Source organism: Aquimarina sp. AU119, from assembly GCF_900312735.1.
GTDB lineage: Bacteria > Bacteroidota > Bacteroidia > Flavobacteriales > Flavobacteriaceae > Aquimarina > Aquimarina algiphila.
Map to the genome: position 1 here is coordinate 549,297 of NZ_OMPF01000022.1, position 19,151 is coordinate 568,447.

The window sequence follows — 19,151 nt, forward strand, 5'->3', positions numbered from 1 at the left end:
CTTTGATTCTATTAGTATCTTATTTTTCTATATAACTTTTGTAACCAGGGAAATTTATTTCTGATAATAAATCTCATCCTTTGTTTTGTATGTTGTTTGGTATTCATCTTGTCTTCTAAAAGTTGATGAATTTCTCCTTCTCTAATTCTATTTATTTGTTTTACTTCTGCTTCTTTATTACCAAAAACGAAAAAGTCATCAACAGTTTTGGCTTTTTCCATGAGTTCCCACCAAAAGTATTGCACCCCTTTACTTGCTGCTCCAATATTTAATACTTCATAAAATTGATCATATACATTTCCATCAACATTAAACCCATAATCATTAGGATTTTTTCCATTTAGAATTAACCCTAAAATTGTTCTAAAACATTTCTCACAATTACTACAATTAAACTCTGTTCTTAATTCAGAATAACAAACTCTAAGTTTAAATTTATTATCAGTATATGTAGCAAATTGTGCTATCAAATCTACTTTATCTTGCCTTTTTAATTCATATCCATCATGAAAAACCTGTACTCCATCAGCCCATGTAATTTTTTCATCCAATTCTGGAGTAGATCCCCAATCAATATCAATATGATCAGTATACGATGATGCAATATAAATCGAGGTATAATTATATATAAAAGACAAAGGTGCTAATGCTCCGATTAAAGCTAATCCATGTTGAACCTTACCCCACCATCCAATATCTTTAAGAAGTAATTCTACTTGATACGTATAAAACTCTCTTAGATTCGTTTCTATATATTCCTGATTATTTTTTTCTAGAAGTTTCTCTGTTTCTATAAAATCGGTAAAATCTTTCCATTGAGAATGGTCATCTATCTCTATATCTGCTCCAAGAATTGTAACCAAATCCGGTGTTTTCTCAAAAACTCTTATATAAGTAGCATAGGCATCTACACCTCCACTAAATAGCATTGAAGATCTATCTCCTTTAATTTGATTTTTAACTAGTTTTTTTGCAACTAATCCACCTTCTGTATTTTGCAAAGAATCTCGTTTTTGAAATTCCTTTTCCACAAGTTTAAGAGCATTAAAAAAATCTTCATCTACTTCTTCAACTTCGACTATAAATCCAGCATACCATGCAATAGGCATCATGTTAGATAAAAATGGTATCACAGCAATACTATCGGGAGTACTACTCACATCAACCCCATATTTAGAATAGAAAGGTTTATCCTTATTGAAGTATTTCTGAATCTGAGTATTGGCAGAATAATCATAAACAATTTTCTTGCCTTCCTCTATATATGATATTGTATGAAGTATTAGTTTTTCCATTACAATCTATTTTCGCCTCAATATTGAAGCAATTGGTTTTGAAAACAATTCTTTCTCATAGTCAAGCATCCCCAGAAAATACATAAGTAAAACAAAAACAGTTGTGTATGCACTTCCTTTAAAAATAAAATTCAACCATCCGTCACCTGGTATATAATTAATGAAATAGCCAATAACCACAACACTAATTACAACAGGGAAAGATTTATAAAGTAATTCTTTAAAAAATCGAATGATATTGAGTCCTATCTTTTTATGATAGTAAAAATTCATAGTATTTTGAACGATCAACCATCCTATAATCAATCCCGAGATCATTCCAACTGCTCCATATTGGATTGCTAAAACACCTCCTACAATTGCTCCCAGTACCATAAATACCAAATACAAGATCGCTTTGAATGACAATTTATTTTTTGCTTCTAAAATAGAATTCCCAAAGGCTTGTAGCAAAGGAATCGTGTATGCCACCATAATCATTAATGCAATAATATAAATCTCCCTACACTCCTGAATTGTATACCTAACATCGTCTTCTGAAACTCCTCCTCCAACCCATAGGTTCACAAATTGTTCTCCATACAACGTAAATGCTCCCAATACATACATTAAAATAATGAACGATAATCTCCCCAGTTTAATCATCATATTAGTCAATTCTTCGCCACTTGCATTATTCACTGACATTTGTGTTGCTCTGGGTAAAAAAACACTTGATATTGCAGTCGAGAAAGTACCATAATATGTCCCCAATGCGATTCCTATTCCGTAAATTCCTAGAACTTTTGGTACGCTCATAGAGCCCAATATCCAACTTCCCGATTTCCATTGTAACATTCCTACAAGAGAGAATACAAAGATCCAAGTAGAATACTTAAAAATCTGAATAATGTATTTTTTAGATAACTTATGAAGTTTAAATCTGACCTTAAGCTTTACAAGAACATAATATGCTGATACCGAAATAGTAAAAATATTAAATATAGTATCGACAATAACAAGAGATATTGCTCTACCTCCTAATAAAAGTACAGCAACAATTGTCGCTGACCTTAATAAATATCTAATAATACCAACAGATTCTGGAAACACAAATGCTTCATAACCTTTACAGATTCCTGTAAAAATCATACCTGGTAATTGAATCGCTAAATTAAAGATCAAAATGGCAAACATGATTTTTGCGATCTCAAGTTCTTCTGCACTAAATTTGGTAAAATAAGAGTCTATAAAAAAATAAAAAATAACCCCTAACAATACTACAAGTACAGAAATAACCAGATATAACAATCTAATCGTAGCTAAAAAATTTTCTTCTCCTTCTCTATCTTTTTCTGCTCTATATTTTGCTACAAAACGAACTACAGTATTTGTAAGACCAAAATCCAGGAGTGCTATTGTCCCTATTAATGCACCAATGGCATTAAATATACCGTATTCATCCTTCCCTATATTGCTAACGATAAATGGAGTCATCATTATTCCAATAATATTGGTAAGTATAATTTTTAAATACGTAAGTAACGCACCTTTTTTTAGTTGGCTCAAACTAGTTGGTTTATTAGTTGTTTAAATACTGTAACTAAAAATATCTTAATTATAATCTCCCGTGTACCTCTTCTTTTAGAATTCCTTTTACATCATAAAGAATTCCATTCGGTGCAAGTAAAGATTTCAAATTAATATCCAAAAATTCTTTATGTGCTACGGTTAATACAACAGCATCATAAGTATTATTAGGTAAATCAGTCGTTGTTTTTAGATTATATTCATGCATTACTTCATCGGGATTTGCCCAAGGATCATACACTGTGATATTTGTACCAAAATCACTTAATTGTTGAATAACATCTACAGCTCTTGTATTACGAACATCAGGGCAATTTTCTTTAAATGTTACTCCAAGCACTAATACATTAGCTCCCTTGATATGGATATCATGTTTTACCATAAGCTTAATAACTTCTGATGCTACATACTGTCCCATACTATCATTTAATCTACGTCCGGCAAGAATAATTTCTGGATGATATCCAAATTCCTGAGCTCGTTGTGCCAAATAGTAAGGATCCACACCTATACAATGTCCACCAACCAAACCTGGTTTGAAAGGAAGGAAATTCCATTTTGTCCCAGCAGCTTCCAATACATCATTAGTATCAATATCCATTAGATTAAAAATCTTAGCTAACTCATTAACAAAAGCAATATTGATATCTCTTTGCGAATTCTCAATAACTTTAGCTGCTTCTGCAACCTTGATTGTTGGAGCAAGGTGAGTTCCCGCGGCAATTATAGAACCATATAAAGCATCTACTTTTTTGCCGATTTCTGGAGTAGATCCCGCTGTCACCTTAAGGATTTTCTCTACGGTATGTTTTTTATCGCCTGGATTGATTCGCTCTGGAGAATATCCTGCAAAAAAATCTTCATTAAATTTTAATCCGCTTATTTTTTCTAATACAGGAACGCATTCTTCCTCTGTAACCCCAGGATACACTGTAGACTCATACACCACAACATCTCCTTTCTTAAGCACATTTGCTACGGTTTCACTTGATTTATATAAGGGAGTAAGATCAGGTCTATTATTTTTATCTACCGGAGTTGGAACTGTAATTATATAATAATTACACTCCTTAATATCTTCTAGATTAGATGAACAATAAAGCCCATTCTCTTTTAAATCCGCATTACTTTTCAATACTGATTGTAACAAATCATCTTCTACTTCTAAAGTAGAATCTGTTCCAGAAGACAGCTCTTCGATTCTTTTTTGATTAATATCAAAACCTATTACTGGGTATTTAGTAGCAAATAACCTTGCTAAAGGTAATCCTACATATCCTAATCCAATGACGGCAATCTTAATATCCTGCATATTGATTCTTTATTTACTGGAAATTTGGAATTATTTTAAATTTTCCCAATACCATTTTACTGCTTCTTTTAATCCTGTTTTTATATCAAAATTAGGGTTATATTCTAGAAATTTCTTTGCTTTATCAACCGATGCCAAAGAATGTGGTATATCTCCTTTTCGTTCTGGTCCGTACTGTACATCTACATTTGCTATAGCATTATCATATGCTGACAAATATTCTTTTAAAAGTGTCGTTAACTCATTTAATGTCGTTCTTTCCCCAAAAGCTGTATTATACACATTATTTAAAGCTTCAGTATTTTCAGATACTATGGATAACAAATTCATCTGAATTACATTATCTATATAGGTAAAATCTCTTGAAAACTCGCCGTCTCCGTTAATTACCGGAGATTCATATTTCATGAACTGCATTACAAATTTTGGAATTACAGCAGCGTAAGCTCCATTAGGATCCTGTTTACGTCCAAAAACATTAAAATAGCGCAAACCTATTGTATCTAAATCATACGTTCTTTTAAAATTATCCGCATATAATTCATTAACATATTTTGTAATAGCGTATGGAGATAAAGGTTTTCCGATTTTTTCTTCTATTTTGGGCAATGCTTTAGAATCTCCATAAGTGGAAGAACTTGCCGCATAAACAAAACGTTTTACACCCGTATCACGAGAAGCAACTAACATATTAAGAAATCCACCGACATTTACATCATTAGTTGTAATAGGATCATTAATTGATCGTGGAACAGAACCTAATGCTGCCTGATGTAATACAAAATCCACACCATCACATGCTTTATTACAATCTTCTAGGTTTCTAATATCTCCTTCAATAAAAGTAAAATTAGAATTTTCTATAAACGCTGAAAGGTTTTTTTTATGTCCTGTAGCAAAATTATCCAGCCCTATTACAGTACTCCCAATATCCAAAAGTGCTTCACAAAGATTAGACCCGATAAAACCGGCTGCACCAGTCACAAGTATTTTTGAGGAACGAAGGTGTTCCAGCTGTTTAGTGTTCATTTATTCTGTTTTAATTCCCTGTTTTTAAGTCCCAAAGACTATACATTAATATAGCCAGCGCGAAATTAACATTTACTTACACAACAAACAACATATGTTAAAGGGGATTTTACCCCTATTTAGAATTCGTTACCCATAATTGATTAAAAAAAGATAAGCTATGCTAAAAAATAAAACACAAGAATCTAAAAACCAACAACTTATCAATAATCATATTTTTTATGAACTATAACGTTTTCTTAATTTACAACTAGAATTTGTGTGAATTAGCAAATCTTATTTATTCACGGTAAACCGGGTAGCATCCGCATAGTGTATTATATATTTTTGTTATGGTTAATTATCCAACATAAAGTAATCAAAATATGAAAAACAGAAAACAGAAAAGTTGTCTTGAAGAATATACAAATAAAAAAGCTGACTATTTTTCCAAAATTGAAGGATTTGATGATTCAGAACTAATGGCGGTTAACGACAAAATTAAAAAACATTTATATCAAACATTAAATTTGATTGACTCTATGAAAGTAGATTCGGGCGCGACTGATACACTAAGCGCTTTTTTTACCCAATTAAAGGAGCTATTAATTGGCAAAAAACCTATTCAAGCACTTGTATTCTACTTTAATAGAGACGGCGGTGAATTATTTTTAAGCGCATACGGTGCCTTAAAACCAGATTCTTTTATGGATAAAGAACTATCACTTTCAAATCGATTAGATAATGAAGTAGTAGGTGAAATAGGACCTATTAAAATATTTAATTATAACGAGATAAAAGAAGATGCTTTGTATTATGATGAAATTGATGACTGCGATCTGGAGTATGAAAATGACTATATTAATGAATTAATCATATTAAAAGCTTATGCTATTTTCGAAGAAATACTCCTCAAACTAGACTTAAAAAATCTACTTTCTGATATACAGATTATATCTCCCTTTTACAGCTACATACAAGAACATGATGGAGGTGAATCTAATTTACTAACTATTTTTGAGAAGTAATCATTATAAGGTGTAAGAAAACATAACACTTTTAAGCTTAATAGAAAGGTTTATGCTTATTTGCAAAGTAACCAAATCTAAAACTTGGCATTTATAAAAAATGATAAAAGCAAAATATTTACATTTAGTTTAATAATCTGAAACGTATTACTCATCACCGATGCTACTAAGTTTCTTACACAAGACGATAAAGAGAGAATATGAAATTGAATCCAATAAAAATTGTAATACATCTTTTTATGAGCCTGTGCCTATCTTCGCTTACTACAGTCTCTGCTCAGGGTTCTGAACTAAACGATCAACTATACGATGTATTATCTAAAACCAAGTATAGAAAAGCTAAAAAATTGATCAAACAAGGTGCTGATGTAAATGCGATATTTAATGATAATGGAAAAAGAGAAACACTTCTAATTCGCGCAGCAGCAAAAGGAAACATAGAACAACTTAAATTTTTATTAGAATATGGCGCAGATGTAAATAAGAAATTAAGTAAAAATAACCTTATCGCATATAATGATAAGGCCATTACTTATGCATTAAAAAACAAACATTCTGAAGCTGTTAAAATATTATACAATGCAGGAGCTCTTATCCCTTGGGAATATACTGTGGATCATATAGGAATCGAGGCATTACAAACTTTAGCCGATGTTTCTGTCGATTTTAACGCACCAGGATACGATGGCAGATATGCTTTAGAATTTGGTAATCATCAAAGTAAAAATATAAATGATGATTCGACAAATACTATCTGGAAATATTTGGTTGATCATGGTGCTAATCCAAACCTGGTTTGTTTGCTATGCACTCAGACAAAATATAATGATACAATAGCAATTAAACAATTAATTGCTCTAGGAGCAGATATCAATCAAACAGATAACAAAGGAAATAATGCATATTATTATTCAAAAAACAACAGTAGCACACGTAAACTGTTAATCAAACAAGGTATTTCTTTTGACATTAAAACGCTTAGTTTTTCATTTGTAAAACAGAATTTGGATGATATACAATTTATACACTTACTCAATTCTAAAGGTTATATTTTTTCAGAAAAACTCCTACTTGAAGCTATTAAAATGAAAGACATTACACTTGTTAAACTAATGCTCGACGGTAATGAATCTGATCATTTAAAAAAAGAGAGCTCCATAGTTTTGCATACTGCAATGAGATATAGAAAAAATGATAATATCAAGATTTTATTATCATATGGAGCAAATCCAAATGCTGTTGATAACAATAAGCAAACAAGCCTACATATTGCTGCTCAATTTAATGATTTTGAAATGATTAAACTTCTTATTAAATATGGTGCGGACCTCAATAAAATAAACAAACGAGGGGAAACTGTCTTGAGTTTATTGTCATCAGGAAAAAACAGCAACACTCTAAGAAATGTAAAATACATCATCAATAAAGGCGGAAAAGACCCTAACAACAAGGCTCTTTTGAATGCTACACAAAAGGGAAACATACAACTTATTGATTTGTTACTAGAAAACGGTTATGAAATTAATCCTAAGATCGGAGCTTCTCCTTTATATGAAACAACGAATCTCAAAGTATTTAAACATTTGATTTCTAAAGGAGCAGATATTACTAGGTACAAATCATATGATCAGTATTCTATTTTAGAAAACATCATAGAATCACAAAACCTTGATTTATTAAAATATACATTATCTGTTGGTGCTGATCCAAATGTAAAAGGTGAATTTGGAACCCCTATTTTATTTACAACTAGAAACTATGAACAAATAGCTCTTTTATTACAATATGGTGCCAAAGTCGATGCACGAAACACTACTCAACCATTTCATAATTACACCACTGTACCTGATAAAATGCTTTTACATATTGCCGCAAAACAAGACAACCTTAAACTAGTTAACTTATTATTGTCTTATGGAGCGAGTAGAAAATCTATTGATTATTTTGGAAAAATGCCTCATGAATATGCAGGGTCAAAAACGAAAAAAATATTACAATTTTAATATTTCATGAGCATCACAAATCTAATATCCAGACAAATTAAGTATCATTTTATTATTGTTATATTTTTAGTCCCCGTTTTACTTACTGCACAAAACAGTAAACTCCAAAAACAATTATATGAAGCAATATCAAAAAGTGAATATTTAGAAGTTAAAAAACTTATCAAACAAGGAGCTAATCCAAATATTCCAGATAGAAATCGCGAAACTGCATTAAGTTTATTAGTAAAAAAACCTATTGACGAAGCGCTTCCTAATATAGATTTCATTTTAAAAAATGGAGGCACCGATATAAACAACAAAGCTCTACATAAAGCTGTACAACTAGGAAAAATCCCCCTTATTGATTTTTTACTAGAAAATGGATCAGAGATTAACCCTAAAAAAGATAGTCATCATCCATTACTTTCTGCAACAAAAGATTTACAAGTTTTTAAACACTTAGTGTCAAAAGGAGCGAATATACATAAATGCCCCATTTATTCATTATTTCATATCATACAAGGAGATATTAGTCTATTAAAATATGCCTTATCTATAGGTCTTAATACTAATGGAGCAGAAGATGATTATGGTAGACCGATAGTACATATAGTTAGTTTTGAAAAATTAGAGATTTTATTACAATATGGTGCTAAAGTCGATATCCCCCTAAAGTCACAATACAATAGAACCTTACTTCATCGAGCCGCATTCGAAGATAATCCTAAACGGGTACGGTTATTACTTAAGTATGGAGCCAACAAAAATGCTAAAGACAGTTTTGGATACATTCCTTTTCAATATGCCGGAGAAGAAACAAAAAAATTACTACAACTTTGATCTAAAATATTCTAATAAACTATATAAAACTAATATGCTAACAATGCTAATAATTCTTCTTCAAATCTATTTTTTGATAGATATTGATTTTCTAAATTAGTATCAAATGGTATTGGTGTTTGTATACTAGCCACTCGCTTAACCGGTGCATCTAAAAATTGAAAACAGTTTTCCATAAGCAAGGCAGAAATATCTGAAGCTATACCACCAAATAAAGTATCTTCTTGCAAAATAATAGCCTTACCAGTCTTTTTAACTGATTTATAAATTGTTTCTATATCCAAAGGCTGTAGCGTTCTTAAATCAATAAGATCTGCTTTAATACTCAAGTGTTTTTCTAGTATCTCTAATGCCCAATGCACAGCAGCTCCATAACTAATAATGGTAACATCTTCTCCAGTTTTTAGTAAGGATGCTTTCCCCAAAGGTAGATTATAATACCCTTCAGGAACTTCTTGACGAATGCTCCTATATAAAGCTTTATGTTCAAAAAACAAGACTGGATTAGGGTCCTCTATTGCCGTTACTAACAACCCTTTTGCGTCTACAGGAAATGCTGGATATACAACCTTAAGCCCAGGAGTTTTAGTAAACCATGCTTCATTTGTTTGACTATGGAATGGCCCTGCTCCAACACCCGCTCCACAAGGCATTCTTATTACAACATCAGACGATTGATTCCATCTATAATTTGACTTTGCTAACAAATTTACAATAGGATTAAATCCTGAAGACACAAAATCTGCAAACTGCATCTCAACGACCGCCTTATGCTGATTTACTGACAAACCATACGCTGCAGAAACAATTGCTGATTCACAAATAGGGGTATTTCGAATACGATCTTTGCCAAACATCTCAACAAAACCTTCGGTGATTTTAAAAACACCTCCATATTCTGCTATATCTTGCCCCATAATTACAAGATCATTATATTGTTGCATTGATACTTTCAAACCATCAGAAATTGCATCAACCAACCTTAGTTCTGTAGTTTTTGTGTTTGGTCTTTTTTCTATATAATCAAATTCAGCATAAACAGCATTCAATTCTTTATCTAAATCTATATTAACTTTTTCTTCATTATTGGCCAGATCCCAATGAGTTTCTATTTCTTTTTTTATTTCTGATCGTTTTTCAAGCTCTTCTTCCAGAGAAATAATCCCTTGGTTAACTAAATATTCTTTATAATTTTCTATCGGGTCTTTTGCTGACCAATATTCCATCAATTCTTGAGGTACATATTTAGTTCCACTTGCTTCTTCATGGCCTCGCATTCTAAAGGTTTTAAATTCAAGTAAAACCGGACGAGGATTTTGTTTCATACTTTTTGCCAATTCATTAACCTTGTGATACACTTCCAACACATTGTTTCCATCAATAACATAAGACTCCATTCCATAACCAGCCCCTCTATCAGCTAGGTTTTTACAATTATACTGCTCACTTGTTGGTGTAGATAGACCATATCCATTATTTTCTATACAAAACAGTACTGGTAAATTCCATATCGAAGCTATATTAAGGGCTTCATGAAAATCTCCTTCACTGGTCCCTCCTTCTCCGGTAAAGACAGCAGTAACTTTATTATTTTTTTTCAAAAGATTACCAAGAGCAATTCCACAAGCAATCCCCATTTGTGGCCCCAGATGTGAAATCATCCCTACAATATTATATTCTTGAGTACCAAAATGAAAAGAACGATCACGACCATTAGTGAATCCATTTGATTTTCCCTGCCATTGACTAAACAATCTAGATAGCGGTATATCTCTTGTTGTAAATACTCCTAAATTACGATGCATCGGTAACACATACTCATCATCATCTAATACTGCTGTGATCCCAACAGATATTGCTTCCTGACCAATCCCACTAAACCATTTGGATATTTTACCTTGCCGTAATAATACCAGCATTTTTTCTTCAATAAGTCTTGGCTTAAGCATTCTAAAATACAATGAAATAAGAATATCATCACTATATGCTTTCTTATCGAAATTCAATTCTTGTTTTTCCTCAGAAATGTGCTCCATAAAAGAAAATTTGTTAGGTAAATGTAATTATTTTTATTTCAGAACCCTCATCAGTATTACAATATTATTAAGTAGTTGTTAATTTCGTTCAAACAGTTCTATGAATTAATTAAATTTACTGTGAATTAGGGATTACACAGACATAATTAATTAATTTGACCGATATTTTATAACTGTAAATAAATTTGCAGTACTATTAGGTATTTTTAACCAAATACAACTATTTTAGTACTATTAAGACACAAAGATTAAATCCAATGAATAATATACCAAGTGTAGATTTGGCTGATTTTTTATCTGATGATCCATCACGTAAACAAAAATTTGTCAACGAAATAGGAAAAGCGTACGAAGAAATAGGTTTTGTAGCCTTAAAAAATCACTTTTTAAGCGAAATGCTTGTCGAGAATTTATATAAAGAAGTTAAAGCTTTTTTTGCTCTACCCATTGATACTAAAGAAAAATATGAAATTGAAGGATTAGGTGGACAACGCGGCTATACCTCATTTGGGAAAGAGCATGCTAAAGGAAAAAAGGAAGGGGATTTAAAAGAATTTTGGCATTTTGGACAAGAACCGGATGCAGATGCTAACTTAACCGAAGAATACCCTCCTAATGTAACAGTCAATGAACTTAAAGATTTTAATGAAACCGGAATGCAAGCATATCGAATGCTGGAAAAAACCGGAATTTATGTTTTAAGAGCATTAGCTTTATATATCGGATTGGACGAGTATTATTTTGATCATTGGGCCAGTAATGGCAATAGCATATTACGACCTATCCATTACCCTCCAATAAAAGAAGAACCCAAAGGAGCAGTTAGAGCAGGTGCGCATGGAGATATTAATTTAATAACTTTATTAATGGGAGCATCAACTGGTGGACTCCAAGTACAGCGTAAAGATGGAGAATGGATTGATGCCATTCCTCAAGAAGACGAATTGGTAATTAACGTCGGCGACATGCTAGAAAGACATACTAATAATAAACTTCGCTCTACAATTCATAAGGTAATAAACCCTCCCAAAGAACAATGGAGTAACCCAAGGTATTCTATTCCTTTCTTTATGCATCCTAGAAGCGACATGAAATTGAATTGCCTTGAAGAATGTATTACTAAAGATAACCCAAAGCAATATGAAGATATCACAGCTGGTGATTTCTTACATCAGAGATTAGTTGAGATTGGTCTCATAAAAAAATAGTTTCATCACATGGATTTACAAGATCAATTAAAAAATTTATTCCCTGATCATCAACCAGAAAAAGAAGAAATAATTAAGGATGACAAGGATCAAATCTGGATGCAAGAAGATCCTATTATATGCAAGTATGAAAAACGAAAAGGTAAACCTATTACTATACTAGAAGGATATACTGGTGCTGATGAAGATTTTAAAAAACTTGCAAAGGAATTAAAAACTCGATTAAGCGTTGGTGGAAGCTTTAAAAATGATGCTATTATCATACAAGGAGATTATAGAGATCAAATTATGAGTATCCTTAAAGACAAAGGGTTTAAGGTAAAACGTGTAGGAGGATAATAAGCTAACACTAACTATTTTGAGCATAAACACATTACATATTACTAACGGGGATAGTCTTACCCAAAGAATGAAGGAACTAAACCTTGTGACAGGAGATTTTTTAACCTGGCGTGAGATGTTTTGTGAAGGACCAACAGTTATAGAAATAGAAACAGAGCAGTCTATAAAAAAACGGAAAGCTTTTTTAAAAAAATACTATCGAATTGATTCTTCTGAATACGAAGAGAAGTTCATTTCTCAACTAAAAAAAACAGATCAATTAACAACATATGATGAAATAATTTTATGGTTCGAATACGATCTATTTTGTCATATCAATATGATTGCTGCAATTAGTTTATTACTTCGAAAAGGTGTTCACAACATTCCTGTATATTTAGTTTGTAGCGGAAGAATCGAGCATGAAAAAAAATTATTTGGACTCTGTGAATTGCCTGACATACAACTGAAAAAACATTACCAAAATAAAGTCCTTTTAAATGAAGATGACCTAGAGCTTGCTTCTCACATATGGACTTTGTATTGTGAGTCAAAACCTCAAAAAATAGTTGGGCAAATCAAAAAACACTCTTCTTTTGAGTATTTATCAATATGCCTAAGAGCACACTTACAACGCTTCCCAAATATGCTTACAGGTCTTAACGTTTTAGAGCATAACATTCTTGAAATGATAGATCAGTATCAAATCAAAAACATTAAGCAACTCATGGGGTATGCTTTAGAATACCAAGGATATTATGGGTATGGAGATATGCAAATGAAACGTGTACTCGCAAGACTTTTTCAATTTTTAGATCAAACAAAAGATCGCCTCTTACTATCAGAAAGAGGGAAACTGGCATTACAACATAAAAAGAATTTTTATAATACACAGATATTAGATTGGCATTACGGAGGAGTTAAAAAATATGACTACCTATACAACGATGAATCACATACACTCTTAAAATTATAATATGGCAATAGCCGAATCTGAATTAATTCTCAATCCAGATGGTAGTATATACCATCTAAACTTAAAACCCGAGCATATAGCTGACACAGTTATTACCGTTGGGGACCCTGATCGAGTTCCACATGTTACCAAGTACTTTGACAAAATTGAACATAAAGTCAGTAAACGAGAGTTTCATACGCAAACAGGAGTATATAAAGGCCAGAGACTTACGGTTATCTCTACAGGTATTGGCACAGATAATATTGATATTGTGTTTAATGAATTAGATGCTTTGGTCAATATAGATTTTAATACTCGAGAAATCAAGAAAAAACATAAAGCATTACAAATAATCAGAATAGGAACTTCGGGAGCTATACAATCAAATATCCCCATAGACAGTTTTATAGTTTCTGAAATAGCCGTTGGATTTGACAGCTTATTACATTTTTATGATAGTCACCATATTCAATCACCAGAAATTTCAACAGCATTAATAAAACATCTCCATTGGGATAAAAACAAATCATTACCTTATACTGTATCGTTTGATGAAAAACTTGGAAATCATATGGTAAGTGATTTAGCACATAAAGGGGTTACAGTTACCAATGTAGGCTTTTATGGACCTCAAGGAAGAATTTTAAGGTTGCCTATTCAAGATAAGGAGCTCAATGATAAAATGGCTTCTTTTTCTTATGAAAATAAAAAAATAACCAATTTAGAAATGGAAACTGCTGGCATTTACGGAATGGCTAAACTATTAGGTCACAAGGCAGTATCTATGAACGCTATATTAGCAAATCGAGCTACAGGAGAGTTCAGCCAAAATCCGAAAAAGATTGTTGATGAATTAATACAATATACACTAAATAAGCTGGTAACGATGTAATAAAAAAGGGAAGACCTATATCTTCCCTTTTTTTTAATTCTTTTTCATAAGTATTTAACCAAATAAGATTTTGAGGCTAATTAATAAATTGGTAAGTAACAATACCGCAATAAAGACTACAATCCCATTCTCTAGAGAATTATTTTTTAGTTTTGCAACCTTTACATACGCATTTTTATTTTTTAAAAAATTCTTTTTCATAGCAATATTGTTTTATTTTGGGTTAAAACTTATTCAAATATATTTTTCTCTGGAAAAACAACAGAACAAACATACAAAATAGAATTCTTTTTATCGTTAAAAAACAAATAAAATCGATAAAATACACATTTTTCAATTTTTTAAGAGATATGAATACAATCAAAATAGGAGGTGTTCCTGAGCATTTTAATTTACCTTGGCATCTAAGTATAGAAGATAACAGTTATTCGAAAAAAAATATTGATCTAGAATGGACATCTTACCCAGGAGGCACAGGCGCGATGTGTGAAGCACTCAGAAACAAAGACATAGACATTGCCATTATCCTCTCAGAAGGTATTATAAAAGATATTATCGCTGGTAATCCCAGTAAGATTGTACAAACCTATATACAAACTCCTCTAATATGGGGAATTCATGTGGGTGCTCATTCAAAATACACAAATCTTTCTGAATTAAAAAACACGAAAGCAGCTATTAGCCGATATGGTTCTGGCTCGCATTTAATGGCCTATGTAAATGCCGAAAATCAAGGATGGGAAACTTCTGATCTTCAATTTGAAGTTATAAAAAATCTTGAAGGCGCTGTAGAAGCATTAACTAAAGGAAGTGCTGATTATTTTATGTGGGAACACTTTACCACAAAACCTTTGGTCGACAACGGAACTTTTAGGAGAATTGCAGACTGCCCTACTCCCTGGCCTTGTTTTGTGATTGCCGTTAGAGAAGAAATACTTACTTCAAAAAAAGAAGAGATAAAAACTATTCTCGATATTATAAATACTACTACTACAGATTTCAAACATATTCCAAGTATTGATAAAACACTTGCTCTTAGGTATGATCAAAAACTGGAAGACATCCAAAAATGGCTTCAAATCACAGAATGGAGTCAATCTAACATTAAAAGTGATACACTATTAAAAATCCAAAATCATTTACTTAGTTTAGGTATTATTGACAAAAAATACACCCCAGAAGAACTACTATACAGTATATAAATAGATATATTAACAGTTATTTTGACATTTTTAAGATAATCCTAGTAGGGTTTAATAAAAATGAAACGTTACTAAATAAAGAATCTTTTAAAGAATTAAGATTTAAAATAAAGTATACACTAAATACTTTATCAATATTTAGAAAATAATGAAATATTAAATAACTATATGGGGAGCACACGCTTACATAAAATATTTTTGTACATTTGCCGAGCCTACCCCAATGATATGAACTAATTATTAATGTGCACGCAACCTTTTAAGGTTTCATGTATCTAATAGTTAACTAACAAATCTTTTATGGTAACTTTTTTAATAATATTAGCAGCTCTTGTTACATTTAACTTTATTCTACTTAAGTTAAGTACACATTCAACTGGATCAGACAAAAAGAAATCTGGAACTGAAAAAGTTCAGATTAATTCAATATCTGATCAACCATCAGATAAGTCGGAATCTTCTAAAATACCTAACGCCGCATAAATAAAATTTACCAATTAATTTTATTTTGATTGGTATTTTCTAAATATGCATTAGTAGAACTAAAGTGTTTATTTCCGAACCAATACCCTCTGTTTGCACTTAATGGAGAAGGATGACCACTGGATAAAACGCAATGTTTAGATCTATCAATTTTAGCTCCTTTTTTCTTAGCATACCCTCCCCATAACAAAAAAACAACATTTTCCTTTTTATCAGATATCTTTTGAATTACAGCATCTGTAAACTTCTCCCAACCTTTATTTTGATGAGATCCAGCCTGATGAGCTCTTACGGTTAATGTAGCATTTAAAAGCAAAACCCCCTGTTTTGCCCAGCGTTCTAAATTAACATTAGATGAAAAAGGTATACCTAAATCAGTTTCAATTTCTTTGAAAATATTAATTAATGAAGGTGGTGCTGCAACTTCATTATTTACCGAAAAACATAAACCATTAGCTTGTCCAACTCCATGATAAGGATCTTGACCGATAATAACCACCTTAACATCATTAAATCCACAATGATCAAAGGCTGCAAAAATCTCAGAACCCTTAGGGTAACATGTATATTGTTTATATTCTGTTTTTACAAAATTTGCTAATTCTACAAAATAAGGCTCTTCAAATTCGCTTTTTAATTCATCATTCCAGCCCTTTTCAATATTTACATTCATATAGTCATTAAAAAATTATTGCAAATGTGTACTTTTGCTTCGTTTTAAAATCGATGGAAGATAACCCAAAAATCGGGTAAAAAAAAGTATGATTCGTATTTCTAAAAAAACACTAGACGATCTTGAATTCAATACTGTTCTCAATCATATTGAAGAACAGTGTAATACTGATTTAGGTAAATCAAAGGCATTGCAAATTGTCCCTTTAAAAACCAAAGAACAACTTCATATTGCTTTGCAAGAAGTATCAGAATATAAAGCTTCTTTCTTAAATGATGCTCGTATTCCTAATCATGGATTTGATAGCATCAACAAAGAGATTCAATTGTTGAGTATAGAAAATACTTTTTTAGAAGCGCTAAATCTAAAAAGACTTATTTCTATAAGTACTACTGTAAATGATTTATTACTTTTTTTTAAAAAATATTCAGAATTATATCCATCTCTTCACAAAACATCTTCACAAATACAATTAACTAAAGAAATAATTAATCTAATCGAAGTTGTGGTTGACAAATTCGGTGAGATTAAAGATAATGCTTCTCCTACCCTTTTAGGGCTTAGAAGGGAGATTAACAGCGTTCAAGGAAAATTAAATGGAAGTTTTGGTAAAGATCTATCTCGATATAATAGTCTGGGATATCTTGATGAGATTAAAGAAAGTGTTGTAGATAACCGAAGAGTTCTTGCTGTAACTGCCATGTATCGTCGTAAAGTTAAAGGTGCTATCATGGGTAACTCAAAAACCGGAAGCATTGTTTACATAGAACCAGAAGCAACGTTACGGTTTAGTCGGGAACTTAGCAATCTAAAATATGAAGAGCGAGAAGAAATCGTAAAAATATTGAAAAGTCTTACCGATAAATTACGGCCTTTTATAGAATTATTACAAGAATATCAAGAATATCTAAGTGATATAGATATCGTATCTGCAAAAGCCAAATATGCAGAAAGATTAAATGCTGTTTTACCCAAAATAACCAATGATCGCGAATTAACACTTAAAGATGCCTATCATCCATTATTATATATCAACAACAAAACAAAAGGAGAAAAAACATTTCCCCAGACCATTTCTCTAGATCAAAACAATCAGATCATTGTAATCTCGGGTCCTAATGCAGGTGGTAAAAGTATTACCTTAAAAACCATTGGTTTATTACAAATTATGCTACAGAGTGGTATGCTTATTCCTGTTCATGAATATAGTAGAATGTGTTTATTTGATGTTATCTTAACCGATATTGGAGATAATCAATCTATAGAAAATCACCTTAGTACATATAGTTATCGTTTAAAAAACATGAACTATTTTCTTCGAAAATGTAACGATAGAACTTTATTTCTTATTGATGAATTTGGTACAGGAAGTGATCCTGAACTAGGAGGTGCTTTGGCTGAAGCTTTTTTAGAAGTTTTTTATGAAAAAAAATCTTTTGGAATCATTACAACGCACTATGCAAATTTAAAAATGCTTGCCAATGAGTTACCAAATATGAGTAATGCCAATATGTTGTTTGATGCAAAAACCTTAGAACCTCTATTCAAGTTATATCTTGGTGAAGCAGGAAGTTCGTTTACATTTGAAGTCGCACAAAAAAACGGAATTCCTTATAGCCTAATTAATAAAGCAAAGAAAAAAGTAGAAAGAGGCAAAATTCGTTTTGACAAAAGTATTGCCAATCTTCAAAAAGAAAGATCTAAATTACAAAAGACAACTTCTACCCTTAAAACAAAAGAACAAAAGACTGAGGAAGAAAAAGAACGTTTAGAAAAGATCAATGATCGTATCCAACGTAAACTCGAAAGTTATCAGGAATTATATGATAGTAATCAACGTATGATATATTTAGGTCAGAAAATAGATGATTTAAACCAAAAATACTTTAACAACAAGAAAAAAAAGGAACTCATTAATGAATTTATAAAAATCGTTGAAGTAGAAAATTCCAAACGAAAAAAACAAAGCTCCAAACAAAGACACATAGAAAAAGTAAAAGAACAAAAGGTAGTCAAAGAAGTAAAAGAAAAGGTTAAAGTCATTAGGGAAAGAAAAAAAGAAGAGAAAAAAAAGGAAGAAAAAATACTTGAATCAAAACCTAAAATTACTTTGAAAATTGGTGATAGAGTACGAATGATTGATGGCAAATCTGTAGGTACAATTGACACTTTAGAAAAGGGAAAAGCAGTAGTGAATTATGGGATTTTCACCACCAATGTTGCCGTCGATCAATTAGAATTTGTAGAACGAAAAAAGAAATGATACCATAACCTATCTAAAGTCATTCTCCTTGTTAAAGTATCCTTAAACCACAATCCTGAGAATTTTATCTTTATATAT

Annotated in this window: 16 protein-coding genes; 9 read left to right on the top strand and 7 right to left on the bottom strand. The window is 31.4% G+C overall.

Going from position 1 to position 19,151, the window contains the following annotated elements:
• Positions 1-11: 11 nt before the first annotated feature.
• The 4 genes from DK442_RS20255 to DK442_RS20270 are packed head-to-tail and all read right to left on the bottom strand — an operon-like array spanning position 12 to position 5,205.
• Positions 12-1,295, bottom strand: a complete 1,284-nt coding sequence (locus DK442_RS20255) for a hypothetical protein (protein ID WP_109437706.1) — start codon at positions 1,293-1,295, stop codon at positions 12-14.
• A gap of 6 nt (positions 1,296-1,301) precedes the next feature.
• Entirely contained in the window at positions 1,302-2,843 is a 1,542-nt protein-coding gene (locus DK442_RS20260) for a lipopolysaccharide biosynthesis protein (protein ID WP_109437707.1), read from the bottom strand.
• 49 nt (positions 2,844-2,892) lie between these two features.
• Entirely contained in the window at positions 2,893-4,176 is a 1,284-nt protein-coding gene (locus tag DK442_RS20265; protein WP_109437708.1) for a nucleotide sugar dehydrogenase, read from the bottom strand.
• Positions 4,177-4,206: 30 nt separating this feature from the next.
• Entirely contained in the window at positions 4,207-5,205 is a 999-nt protein-coding gene (locus DK442_RS20270) for an SDR family oxidoreductase (RefSeq protein ID WP_109437709.1), read from the bottom strand.
• A gap of 365 nt (positions 5,206-5,570) precedes the next feature.
• On the opposite strand from DK442_RS20270, the gene DK442_RS20275 reads away from it, so the two are divergent.
• From DK442_RS20275 to DK442_RS20285, 3 genes are all read left to right on the top strand, one after another.
• A complete protein-coding gene (locus DK442_RS20275) occupies positions 5,571-6,212 on the top strand; it encodes a hypothetical protein (protein WP_109437710.1) in 642 nt (213 codons plus the stop codon).
• Between the two features lie 200 nt (positions 6,213-6,412).
• The gene (locus tag DK442_RS20280) at positions 6,413-8,215 is read left to right on the top strand and encodes an ankyrin repeat domain-containing protein (protein ID WP_109437711.1); all 1,803 of its coding nucleotides are present in this window, start codon (positions 6,413-6,415) and stop codon (positions 8,213-8,215) included.
• A 6-nt stretch (positions 8,216-8,221) separates the two neighbouring features.
• Positions 8,222-9,037, top strand: a complete 816-nt coding sequence (locus DK442_RS20285; RefSeq protein ID WP_109437712.1) for an ankyrin repeat domain-containing protein — start codon at positions 8,222-8,224, stop codon at positions 9,035-9,037.
• Between the two features lie 29 nt (positions 9,038-9,066).
• Here DK442_RS20285 and DK442_RS20290 read toward each other — a convergent pair whose 3' ends face one another.
• Positions 9,067-11,073: a thiamine pyrophosphate-dependent enzyme gene (locus tag DK442_RS20290; RefSeq protein ID WP_109437713.1), complete on the bottom strand. Its 2,007-nt coding sequence runs from the start codon at positions 11,071-11,073 to the stop codon at positions 9,067-9,069.
• Positions 11,074-11,330: 257 nt separating this feature from the next.
• On the opposite strand from DK442_RS20290, the gene DK442_RS20295 reads away from it, so the two are divergent.
• The 4 genes from DK442_RS20295 to DK442_RS20310 are packed head-to-tail and all read left to right on the top strand — an operon-like array spanning position 11,331 to position 14,452.
• Entirely contained in the window at positions 11,331-12,281 is a 951-nt protein-coding gene (locus tag DK442_RS20295; RefSeq protein ID WP_109437714.1) for an isopenicillin N synthase family oxygenase, read from the top strand.
• Positions 12,282-12,290: 9 nt separating this feature from the next.
• Positions 12,291-12,620, top strand: a complete 330-nt coding sequence (locus tag DK442_RS20300; protein WP_109437715.1) for a translation initiation factor — start codon at positions 12,291-12,293, stop codon at positions 12,618-12,620.
• Positions 12,621-12,639: 19 nt separating this feature from the next.
• The gene (locus DK442_RS20305) at positions 12,640-13,578 is read left to right on the top strand and encodes a DUF1835 domain-containing protein (RefSeq protein WP_109437716.1); all 939 of its coding nucleotides are present in this window, start codon (positions 12,640-12,642) and stop codon (positions 13,576-13,578) included.
• Between the two features lies 1 nt (position 13,579).
• Entirely contained in the window at positions 13,580-14,452 is an 873-nt protein-coding gene (locus tag DK442_RS20310; RefSeq protein ID WP_109437717.1) for a nucleoside phosphorylase, read from the top strand.
• A gap of 54 nt (positions 14,453-14,506) precedes the next feature.
• On the opposite strand, the gene DK442_RS28300 is transcribed toward DK442_RS20310, so the two are convergent.
• Positions 14,507-14,653 carry a hypothetical protein gene (locus DK442_RS28300; protein ID WP_160114270.1) on the bottom strand — a complete coding sequence of 49 codons (147 nt, stop codon included), beginning with the start codon at positions 14,651-14,653 and terminating at the stop codon, positions 14,507-14,509.
• Positions 14,654-14,802: 149 nt separating this feature from the next.
• Here DK442_RS28300 and DK442_RS20315 point away from each other — a divergent pair, with 149 nt between their 5' ends.
• The gene (locus DK442_RS20315) at positions 14,803-15,654 is read left to right on the top strand and encodes a substrate-binding domain-containing protein (RefSeq protein WP_109437718.1); all 852 of its coding nucleotides are present in this window, start codon (positions 14,803-14,805) and stop codon (positions 15,652-15,654) included.
• Positions 15,655-16,144: 490 nt separating this feature from the next.
• Here the strand turns inward: DK442_RS20315 and DK442_RS20325 are convergent, their stop codons facing one another.
• Positions 16,145-16,810: a uracil-DNA glycosylase gene (locus DK442_RS20325; protein WP_109437720.1), complete on the bottom strand. Its 666-nt coding sequence runs from the start codon at positions 16,808-16,810 to the stop codon at positions 16,145-16,147.
• A gap of 88 nt (positions 16,811-16,898) precedes the next feature.
• On the opposite strand from DK442_RS20325, the gene DK442_RS20330 reads away from it, so the two are divergent.
• The gene (locus DK442_RS20330) at positions 16,899-19,073 is read left to right on the top strand and encodes a DNA mismatch repair protein MutS (protein ID WP_109437721.1); all 2,175 of its coding nucleotides are present in this window, start codon (positions 16,899-16,901) and stop codon (positions 19,071-19,073) included.
• Positions 19,074-19,151: the final 78 nt, after the last annotated feature.